Raw genomic sequence first — 10,013 nt, 5'->3', positions numbered from 1 at the left:
AATATCATCAATCAAAGTCAATAAATGTAACCCTGATTGATAAACAATCTGAATATCTTCTTTTTCTTCATTTGTTAATTTTGGTAAATCTTGAAAAATCTGAGCAATCCCTAAAATACCATTTAATGGTGTCCGTAGTTCATGACTCATATTTGTGAGAAATTTACTTTTAGAACGATTAGCATCTATAGCCGCTTGTTTAGCTACTTGTAATTCTAAATTTTGCTGAATAAGTTGTTCCTTTTGGCGCTCTAAAATTGCGGCTGTTTGCTGAAGTTCTGAAGATTTATCTAATAATTGGATCTGCGAATTTTTGAGTATTAATATAGCTTCTTTCTTTTCAGAAATCACAGCATTTAATACAAGTGTTGTCAAAACTATTACTCCAATAAAACATTGTAGTAATGAGAGGGATTCATTTAAGTTAACCCGATTAAATGCTCCTAATCCTCTCACTGTTCCTAAAACAGCAATTACAGCTACAATTAAAATTAAGTTAGTAGCACCTATTTTCCCAAAGCGAAAAACTGCCCAAACCAAACAGGGAATGAGCATATACTCGATCACATAGGTACTAAAGAAGGCATGATCACTGATAACAAGTACAATTTTTAGTAATAGAAAAGCTTCAGCAATTTTCCAAAAAATTGGTGTTTTTAATTCAAATTGAAATTTGTGTTTATTAGTTGATGAATATTCTTGAAATAACTCTCCCCAACTGAGCAATACAGGAGTAAAAATAAAGATTCCAGCTACGTTAGATATCCACCAAGTTGTCCATACTTCGGTATAGCTAGTAACAGCTACTTTTCCCCCTAATGTTAATGCTGTAACTCCCGCAGTTGCATTGATAATTGGTCCAATCATCCCTGTTAATATTAAAAATTTGATCACATCACTTAGTCGTTCTAAGGGAGATTGTGTACCGACTAATTTACGAAGTAGAAAACTACCTAAGACTGTGCCAGAAGTTGTACCGATAGCGATTCCTAATACCTGTAAAATTGAAGAAATCAGCGTAACTAGATTATGTGTATTGATAAATGCCCAAATATTCGCTAGAAACGAACCAATTAACACTCCTGGCCAAATCCAATACCCGAAAATTAACATAGCAGCAGCAGCAAAACCATCAGGTGGCCAAACTGGGGCAACATTTTGGGGAGTAGACGCGAGAATTCGAGAAAATTGTGCAGTTCCGTAGTAAACTAAAGCTAATACTGTTATTAATGCCGAACGAAATAATATAAGTTTTAAGTTTAACTTCATTACTTAACAATTGTAGTTTGCATTAAAATACAATTATTAAACACTCTAGTTGTGTGATACAAGTCACTCAAATCATCATCATAATTATTAATTTCATGAATTGTCTTTTAGAAATGTAATATGATCAACCATTTGCTGTTTACAACTAAATAGTGTGGTTTCATAATAAGTTAACCGCTGGGATTTACCGGAATTTAGAACTATCACAATCCAGTAAAACTGATTATCTATTTGGACATTTTTACCGAATCGGGTTTTAACGTTAAAAGTAGAATTACGAGATTTAATCAATACCGTTTCAATTTCATCTAGAGGGAATTCCAGCACTCCATGAGAAAATGAATTTCGTTGTTTTAAAGTAATACAACGCAATGAGGAATTAAAATTACAGGTTAGCACTTCATGACAATTATCAATATCTAACCATAAAAGACTAATTAATAGACCTGTTAATAAACAAAAACAAGCCGATACCCAATCACCAGAAAGAATGAAGAGTATAGCCATGAGAGGAGCAATAGAATGATATAGTATATTTTGTAGAGAATACTCTTCTAGTCTGTATATTTTTTTTATTTTTGGCATATTAACTCCAGAAATCCCCCTTCCATATTTTATACATTATAGGGGAAGAGGGATTAACTTTTAATTTGGATGATCAGGATGGTTAAAATGCCCACCCTATAAGAGTTTTACTTGTTTTGAGCAACAACTTTTTCTTCTAGGGGTTTAAAAGTCTTTTTAGTAGCACCGCAAATAGGACAACTCCAATCATCAGGAATATCTGCAAACGCTGTACCAGGTGCAATCCCTGAATCTGGATCACCAGTAACAGGATCATAAATCATGCTGCATTGTCTACAAATCCATTTTTGAGTTTGAGGATTTTCACCTGCAACTCTAGTTACTGCTTCTCCACCATTTAATACTTCTAAGGCTTCAGTGTAGCGATCTGCGTGATAATTTTCAATGAATTTGAGTAACCCAAAACGGTGGGCGGCAGAGCGAAATGTGTTAGCGTGATCACTAGATTCTTGAGCTTGTTTGAGAAATTCTTCCGCTGCGGGATGATCTCGATCGCTTTGGGCAGCAGCAGCAAATTCAGGATACATTGTAGTGTATTCATAGGTTTCCCCTTCTATCGCTAAAGATAAACAGCGAGAGATAATTTCCCGTTTTTGTTCTTCAGTTAAAACTGCGGCATCTTTAACTACAAGTTCTGGATGCAATAACTCAAAATGTGCAAAAGCGTGTTCAGTTTCTTGATCTGCTGTTTCTTTAAAAAGCTTTGCTAAATCGGAAAAACCTAGTTTACGTGCTACTGCTGCAAAAAATAAGTATTTACGATTTGCCATTGATTCACCACCAAAGGCAGATTCTAAATTTTGTAGGGTAGTAAAATTTGATAAATCCATAATTTGTGAATGCCGATGAGAGGTTATTGCCTAATATTAAAACACAGACTTTAAGGTTTGGTTAAATAAGCCTAAAATTCAAGTATTGGATAAATTCTGATACAATGCTATAAATCATAAATGATAGTTGAAAATTGTTAAGTAGCATAGGTAATACCAATCGTGGTAAGGTGTTGGTGGGCAATGCCCACCCTACGTTTTTTTTCAAAAATCAAATATTATTCATATATAGCGGTTATCGGTCGGATGAGATACAATCGAGGGCGGGGAAACCCCACCCCTACAGGTTTTGCGATTTAATGACTGGATCTCACAAAGAGTGCATACCGCTATATTAAATTATCCAGATTTTTTAATTATTTCAGGATAATTATCAACCAGATTTTATGCAGTTTTGATGAAATTATAAGCTGGGGTAATCAGTATACCCTTGGGAATCATTTGCATACATGGTTTTGGGATCTATTTGATTTAATGGGGCGTTAATTTCTAGACGTTTTGGTAAATCTGGATTAGCTATAAATAGTTTACCAAAAGATACTAAATCAGCATTATTACTACTAAGAATTTGATCACCTGTGCTGCGATCATAACCACCATTAGTAATCAAAGTACCTTGAAATATTTGCCGGAAATAAGGTGTGAGGTTTTTCATAACATCACGGTTTGCTAAATCAACTTCGTTTGCTTCCATGAGGTGAAGATAAGCTAAATCAAAGGAATTAAGGGCATTGATAATATAGCTAAATGTTGCTTGGGGATTTGAGTCTTGCATTCCGTAAAATGTATTACTTGGTGAAAGCTTAATACCCACACGGTTTTCACCCCAAATACTAGCCACAGCATCTACTACTTCTAAAAGAAAGCGACTGCGATTTTCAATTGAACCACCATATTTATCACTACGTTGATTAGAACCATCTTGTAAAAATTGATCAATTAAATAACCGAAAGCACCATGCAGTTCAACACCATCAAAACCAACTTCTAAGGCATTTTTGGCAGCTTGGCGAAATTCCTCAACGATTGCAGTAATTTCCTCTGTTGCTAAAGCTCTGGGTGTTTCTAGAGATACTTTGCCAATAGATGAATGTAGAGAACCAATACCAGCGATCGCACTCGGAGCAACAGGCAATTCTCCACCTAGCAAGGATGGATGAGAAACCCTGCCAGAATGCCATAATTGCAGAAAAATTCTGCCTCCTTCGGCATGGACAGCATCTGTTACTAACCGCCATCCGTCCATTTGTTCTTCTGTGTAAATTCCCGGACAGTTGAGGTATCCTACGCTCAAAGGTGAAACCATTGTGCATTCTGTGACTATTAAACCAGCAGTGGCACGTTGAGCGTAATAAGTTGCCATTAAAGAATTAGGAATATTGTTAATAGCTCGTAACCGAGTCATTGGTGCCATAACAATTCGATTAGGCAGAGGATAATTTCCCAATTTAACAGGTGTGAAAAGATTGATATTATTCATTACTTAAATCTCCAATTTTAGATGCAAAAATTAAATTGATAGTCAGAATACTAACCTAAATCAAACAGTAATATTTCTGCTGTTGAATTACTGCTAATTATTAATTTTTCTTCTCCAGTAATTTCTACTCCATCTCCTGCTTGCAATTCATGATTATTAAAATTTACTTGACCTTTGGCTATTTGTAACCAAGCATAACGATTATTGGGAAGATGATAATTAATAATATCTCCTGCTACTAAATTTGCCGCATATAAAGATACATCTTGGTGAATAGTTACAGCCCCATCACGTCCATCTTCCGCTGCAATTAAACGTAGTTTTCCCTGCTTTTCTGCCAGAGGAAAAGCTTTTTGTTCATATCTAGGTTTTATGCCTTGCTGATTTGGTAAAATCCAGATTTGTAATAAGTGTAATTCTTCAGTTTGTGAGGGGTTAAATTCACTGTGCATAATGCCAGAACCTGCACTCATAACTTGTGCTTCACCAGGAAGAATTACCGAACCTGTACCTAAACTATCTTTATGTTCGACTGCACCTGATAAAACGTAAGTGAGAATTTCCATATCTTTATGTCCATGGGTAGGAAATCCTGCACCAGCAGCAATGCGATCATCATTAATAACTCGTAAAGAACGAAATCCCATCCGTTTTGGATCATAGAAATGACTAAAGGAAAATGTATGATAACTATTTAACCAGTCAATTTGACTATGAAATCGGGAATCTCCATGGTGAATCACATAATTAATTGTAGTTTGAGACATGATTTTACCTTTTTATTAAAAATACGTGGGATTGAGAAATTGCGAAACTGGAAGTAGTTTTTTAACTTTTTATATAGTAAAGTATGTACAGATAAATTAACAAGTACGCACTGAAAAGTAAGATACTTACCAAAAGGATACTATAGGGGCTAATTTTATGAATTACTATGTAATCTATGATGGCAACTGCAATCTTTGTGTGACTTTAGTGCAGTTGTTGGAAACTTTAGATCAAGGAAAACTTTTTCGCTACGTTCCCATGCAAGATGAGCAGACATTATCCCAATGGGAAATTACTTCTACAGATTGTCAACAGGGAATGATGTTAATTGATGGTAATGACATGGAAAGACGCTGGCAAGGTAGTAATGCGGCTGAGGAAATTGGGCGATTATTACCGCTGGGAAGTGTATTTGTAGAGGCTTATCGGGCGTTACCAGGGATGAAATGGGCAGGAGATAGATTTTATGAGCAAATTCGGGATCACCGCTATGTTTTGTTTGGTAAGCGATCGCAAACCTATGAATCAGTATACTGTGTAGATGATAGTTGTAAAAATTGACAATAGCTATTCAAAATTGGCAGTCCTTGATAGAGTATTGAGGACTGCTAAATGTATCAATTGATAATTCATAGCTGTATAGTAATCTAATTATGAAACTTCCTACTTTCCTGCAAATAGCTTGTAAAATTAGTTTTTGCGGGTTTTCGGCTTTGGGTATAGTTTTGGTTACTTTTGTATATTCTAGTCTTGCTCAAGCGCCAAATCCTGGCGGAGATTCCAACCAAGATAGATTTCCTCAGTCTCTACCGATACCAGCACCTCTAGAACCAGAACAACAACCCCCTCTTCAACCTAGTCCGACTCCAGAATCTTCAGAACCTACTAATGATCAAACTATTCAAGTTCAGAAAATTGAAGTTGTCGGTAATACCCTCTTTCAATCAGCAGCATTAAACCCGATTATTCAACCCGTAGAAGGACGGGCTGTGACTTTTGCGGAACTACAAAAAGTTGTTGATGCTATTACCCAATTGTATTTAAATCAGGGTTACATTACATCTAGGGCGGTATTGGTAGATCAAAAAGTTACCGATGGAATTGTGAAAATTCAGGTAATTGAAGGTAGTTTAGAAAAAATTGAAATTCAAGGAACTAAGCGTTTAAATCCTAATTATGTGCGATCGCGCATAGCTTTGGGAACTGGTAAACCTCTCTCTACAGCTAAATTAGAAGAGCAATTAAAGATATTACGCACAGATCCTCTCCTCTCTAATGTAGAAGCCAGTTTGCAGCCGGGAACTGGTGTCGGTCAAAGTATTTTAATGGTGCGCGTCACAGAAGCTAACCCTTTTGATGCCAATGTCAGCATTGATAATTATTCTCCTCCTAGTGTAGGTTCAGAAAGATTGGGTTTGAGTGCTACCCATCGTAATTTGACGGGGATGGGTGATGAATTAGGGATTGCCTATTATTTCACTACTAAAGGAGCTGCCAATATTTATGATTTTACCTATAAAGTCCCGCTGAATGCGATGAATGGGACTTTGCAATTGCGGACTTCTATTAATAATAATCAAGTCATTGAACCGAGATTTAAAGCTTTAAATATTCGCGGAGAATCTGAACTATATGAAATTAGTTATAGACAGCCATTAGTGCGATCGCTCCGAGAAGAATTTGCCCTATTTGCCGGTTTTAGTTATCAAGATGGTCAAACCTTTACTTTTGCCGGTCCCACACCATTTGGCTTTGGTCCAGATACTCAAGGTAATAGTCGGACTCGTGTCTTGAAATTCGGTCAAGATTATGTGCGAAGAGATACTAAAGGTGCTTGGGCTATGCGATCGCTCTTTAGTTTAGGTACAGGTCTATTTGATGCCACAAGCAACCCTAATCCTGTTCCTGATGGTCGCTTTTTTAGTTGGTTAGCACAAGTCCAGCGAGTACAACGCCTTAGCGCAGATAATCTCTTAATTGCTCAAGCTGAAATCCAACTGACTCCCAATGCTTTATTACCATCTCAGCAATATATCATCGGTGGCGGTCAATCCGTGCGCGGTTATCGGCAAAATGCTCGCGCTGGTGACAACGGTATCAAATTCTCTTTAGAGGACAGAATCACAGTCCAAAAAGACGCATCTGGTAATCCTATGTTACAAGTCATGCCTTTTGTTGATTTAGGATACATTTGGAATGTAGATAACAACCCCAATCTATTACAGTCTCAAAAGTTTTTAGCAGGTACAGGACTAGGAATATTATTTCAACCCATTCCGAACCTGAATTTGAGAATAGATTATGGTATTCCCCTGATTAACCTCAAAGATAGGGGAACAAATGCTCAAGATGATGGTTTATATTTCAGCGCCAATTATCGGTTTTAATCTCCATTGAATAAATCCCCGACTTCGGGGATCTAGATAATTTACTCACTGACTTTTTGAGGAATTAAATAAATTATTCCGGAAATAATTGTTAATGCTACAGATAACCAAAAGGCAATTAAAATAGGAGTTTGCCAAATTGGTGATAAAGGGGCAATAAGTAGAGATATAGCCACGATTTGACTGATGGTTTTCAGTTTACCCCAAATATTTGCGCCAGTGATAGTAGTTTGATTAACTCGCCAACCAGCGATCGCTAATTCCCGTGCTAAAATTACAAATACTGCCCAAGCGGGAATTTTTCCTAATTCTACTAATACTAATAAGGGTGCAAGTACCAATAATTTATCAACCAAAGGATCGAGAAATTTACCTAATTCACTAATTTGGTTAAGTTTTCTGGCTAAATATCCATCTAACCAATCAGTTAATGCTGCAATTAAAAATATAGTCAAACAAATCCATCTAGCTTCATTTGTAGGATTATATAACCCATAAAGTAAAAAACGGTATTCCTAAAAGTCGAGAAAAAGTAATCCAATTAGGTATAGTCATCACAATTTAAAATCAAAAACCAAAGATAATTATACAGCACTATGTAATTGAATATAGTAGGAGTTCGTTGTCAGTTGTCCGTTGTCCGTTGTCCGTTGTCAGTTGTCAGTTGTCAGTTGTTTTGCCAATTACCAATCACCAATCACCAATCACCAATCACCAATTCCCAATTACCAATCACCAATCACCAATTCCCAAATTTATTACAAATCTTTAATAATTCTTGTAGCAGCAACTCCTGTTAATAATGCCACCAGTAACCAAGTAATAGCTAATCCCACAATTTCCCCGAAAAATAAATTAGTAATATGGCGTAAAAATAAACCGATAGATGAACCAATGGGTATAGCTACCATCCAACTAATAATAGTTACAAATACCCATTTCCAGCCGCTGGAAAATGATGGGGGTATAGCTAACCACCATTGTGATATACCAATTAATAAACCACCAATTCCACCAGTAATAATTCCTCCTAAAATCCTCACAGGTAAAAAATTAACACTAGCAACAGTCCAACCCAAAACACCAATATCAATTCCTGCAATAATCACCCAAGAGAGAATAGTAGATAATATCCATTTTACAGGTGTAATGGTTTTTCTGAGTAGATAACTTTGGGGGAGAGCGATCGCTAAACTACCCATAGCAGCTTCTAGAATCCCCATATCTGGTTGTTCACTAATTTCAACCATCAATAAACTACATCCAAACCCCAATAAAGTTGCAAAAATCCATTGACAGGTAAAATCTATAGTTGTATATTTAACTCTCACAGATGATAATTGCATTATAACTTCTTTAAATTTAATGGTCTGAGAGCTTTAGTATTAAACATTTTTAAAAAAGCTTGACGACGCTGATAAGGTGATTCAGGTGTAATGTAACCCCATAAACTTTCCCAATAGAAAAAAGAGAAACCCGCAAAATCTTGATTGCGGACTATTTCTATCTGTTCCTGAACTTTAGTAATATCCACAGGTTTTGATAAAGTCCCGGTTGATATCCCAATACTTACAGGAATTTTATTCATAGCCAATTGAATAGACGGTTTTGATATTTCTGTAATAAAAGATTTTTTATCAGTCCGATATACCTGTAAAATTAACTCATCTAGCAAATCTTGTTTGATCCAATTTTCCCAATCTTGTAAATAATATTTATAAGCAAAATATTGTGAATTAGGAGAAAGAGATATTTTTGCATAGGGCTTAATTTTCTTCACAGACTTAGATATGCTTGTCATAAACGCGGTAATTTTATCAGCCCTCCAACGCATCCATTTTTCATCAAAAGGGTTAGTAGGCGGTTTTTTTCCTTGATGTTCTTTTTGATAAAGTTGCACAGTAAAAGCATCATAACCAAACTGCACAGGCATTCCAAAATGATCATCAATTTGAATTCCATCTACATTATAATTTTTAACAACCTCTAAAATTAAACCTTGAATAAAATTTTGGACTTGAGGATGTAGAGGATTTAACCAAGACTGTTGAGAAGCCCCACTATTAATATCTTCTATCAAATTTTCAGATATAGACTCTACACCCTTTTGTCCAATAGTCAACCATTCTGGATGTACTTTAGCTAAAGCAGAGTTACGAGGAGTCATTAACCCATATTCAAACCAAGGAATGATCGTCAAATCTTTACTTCTAGCTAATGTGACTAACTTTGTTAAAAAATCATTTTTTCTATGCACAAAATTGAGCAAAGGTTGACTATCTGAACCTGTAACACTTTTTGCTAAAGGACTCTTGTAGAAAGTGTAACCCCTATTCCAAACTACTGGATAAATAGTATTAAAATTGAGTGCTTTTAATTGATTTATTGCCCGTTCAATTCCCCAAGGCACATAAAACACACCACTAGCAACATTAGTCAGCCACACACCACGAATTTCCGTAGTTACAGGTTGAGAATTTCGAGTATAATTAGGACTTGCAGAAAATGGAAATATTGTTAAACTGATTACAAATCCTAAACCTAGAAAATACCCAAAAAATCGCCGTAATACACAATTCATTTCTTCACTAAACTAAGTTGCTAATATCCATATAACTACAAAATTCAAATTTCTTGTAGGGATTATATAAAGATATAAATATTTTTTGATAAAACACTGAAATGGCACAAAAA

Annotated in this window: 9 protein-coding genes and 1 pseudogene; 2 read left to right on the top strand and 8 right to left on the bottom strand. The window is 35.7% G+C overall.

Going from position 1 to position 10,013, the window contains the following annotated elements:
* The 5 genes from FJR38_RS24255 to FJR38_RS24235 all read right to left on the bottom strand — a co-directional run.
* Positions 1-1,269: MASE1 domain-containing protein (locus FJR38_RS24255; RefSeq protein WP_174764121.1), on the bottom strand; the 1,269-nt coding region annotated here is incomplete at its 3' end.
* Between the two features lie 93 nt (positions 1,270-1,362).
* The gene (locus tag FJR38_RS24250) at positions 1,363-1,854 is read right to left on the bottom strand and encodes a hypothetical protein (RefSeq protein WP_168496871.1); all 492 of its coding nucleotides are present in this window, start codon (positions 1,852-1,854) and stop codon (positions 1,363-1,365) included.
* A gap of 107 nt (positions 1,855-1,961) precedes the next feature.
* A complete protein-coding gene (locus FJR38_RS24245) occupies positions 1,962-2,684 on the bottom strand; it encodes a rubrerythrin family protein (RefSeq protein WP_168539898.1) in 723 nt (240 codons plus the stop codon).
* Between the two features lie 403 nt (positions 2,685-3,087).
* Complete coding sequence (locus tag FJR38_RS24240; protein WP_168539896.1) at positions 3,088-4,164, bottom strand: alkene reductase; 1,077 nt, start codon at positions 4,162-4,164, stop codon at positions 3,088-3,090.
* A gap of 50 nt (positions 4,165-4,214) precedes the next feature.
* Positions 4,215-4,931 carry a pirin family protein gene (locus FJR38_RS24235; protein WP_168539894.1) on the bottom strand — a complete coding sequence of 239 codons (717 nt, stop codon included), beginning with the start codon at positions 4,929-4,931 and terminating at the stop codon, positions 4,215-4,217.
* 157 nt (positions 4,932-5,088) lie between these two features.
* Here FJR38_RS24235 and FJR38_RS24230 point away from each other — a divergent pair, with 157 nt between their 5' ends.
* Together FJR38_RS24230 and FJR38_RS24225 are read left to right on the top strand one after the other, a co-directional pair.
* Positions 5,089-5,493: a thiol-disulfide oxidoreductase DCC family protein gene (locus tag FJR38_RS24230; protein WP_168539892.1), complete on the top strand. Its 405-nt coding sequence runs from the start codon at positions 5,089-5,091 to the stop codon at positions 5,491-5,493.
* 92 nt (positions 5,494-5,585) lie between these two features.
* Positions 5,586-7,319 carry a ShlB/FhaC/HecB family hemolysin secretion/activation protein gene (locus FJR38_RS24225; RefSeq protein ID WP_168496881.1) on the top strand — a complete coding sequence of 578 codons (1,734 nt, stop codon included), beginning with the start codon at positions 5,586-5,588 and terminating at the stop codon, positions 7,317-7,319.
* Positions 7,320-7,360: 41 nt separating this feature from the next.
* Here the strand turns inward: FJR38_RS24225 and pgsA are convergent.
* From pgsA to FJR38_RS24205, 3 genes and pseudogenes are all read right to left on the bottom strand, one after another.
* Positions 7,361-7,874: pseudogene (gene pgsA, locus FJR38_RS24220) on the bottom strand (CDP-diacylglycerol--glycerol-3-phosphate 3-phosphatidyltransferase).
* Between the two features lie 203 nt (positions 7,875-8,077).
* Positions 8,078-8,665, bottom strand: a complete 588-nt coding sequence (locus FJR38_RS24210) for a hypothetical protein (protein WP_168539890.1) — start codon at positions 8,663-8,665, stop codon at positions 8,078-8,080.
* Positions 8,665-9,900, bottom strand: a complete 1,236-nt coding sequence (locus FJR38_RS24205) for a glycoside hydrolase family 10 protein (RefSeq protein ID WP_168539888.1) — start codon at positions 9,898-9,900, stop codon at positions 8,665-8,667. The genes FJR38_RS24210 and FJR38_RS24205 overlap by 1 nt, the downstream gene beginning before the upstream one ends.
* Positions 9,901-10,013 lie beyond the last annotated feature (113 nt).

Source organism: Anabaena sp. UHCC 0253 (genome assembly GCF_009712085.1).
In the GTDB taxonomy this organism is placed as follows: Bacteria; Cyanobacteriota; Cyanobacteriia; order Cyanobacteriales; family Nostocaceae; genus Dolichospermum.
Note: the sequence above shows the minus strand (reverse complement) of the source record. Positions and strands in the feature narration are given on the sequence as shown.

Bases quoted from the DNA above. Each gene is read 5' to 3' on its own strand.
- FJR38_RS24245 (WP_168539898.1), bottom strand. From the start codon at position 2,684: ATGGATTTATCAAATTTTACTACCCTACAAAATTTAGAATCTGCCTTT.
- FJR38_RS24240 (WP_168539896.1), bottom strand. From the start codon at position 4,164: ATGAATAATATCAATCTTTTCACACCTGTTAAATTGGGAAATTATCCT.
- FJR38_RS24250 (WP_168496871.1), bottom strand. From the start codon at position 1,854: ATGCCAAAAATAAAAAAAATATACAGACTAGAAGAGTATTCTCTACAA.
- FJR38_RS24210 (WP_168539890.1), bottom strand. From the start codon at position 8,665: ATGCAATTATCATCTGTGAGAGTTAAATATACAACTATAGATTTTACC.
- FJR38_RS24235 (WP_168539894.1), bottom strand. From the start codon at position 4,931: ATGTCTCAAACTACAATTAATTATGTGATTCACCATGGAGATTCCCGA.
- FJR38_RS24225 (WP_168496881.1), top strand. From the start codon at position 5,586: ATGAAACTTCCTACTTTCCTGCAAATAGCTTGTAAAATTAGTTTTTGC.
- FJR38_RS24205 (WP_168539888.1), bottom strand. From the start codon at position 9,900: ATGAATTGTGTATTACGGCGATTTTTTGGGTATTTTCTAGGTTTAGGA.
- FJR38_RS24230 (WP_168539892.1), top strand. From the start codon at position 5,089: ATGAATTACTATGTAATCTATGATGGCAACTGCAATCTTTGTGTGACT.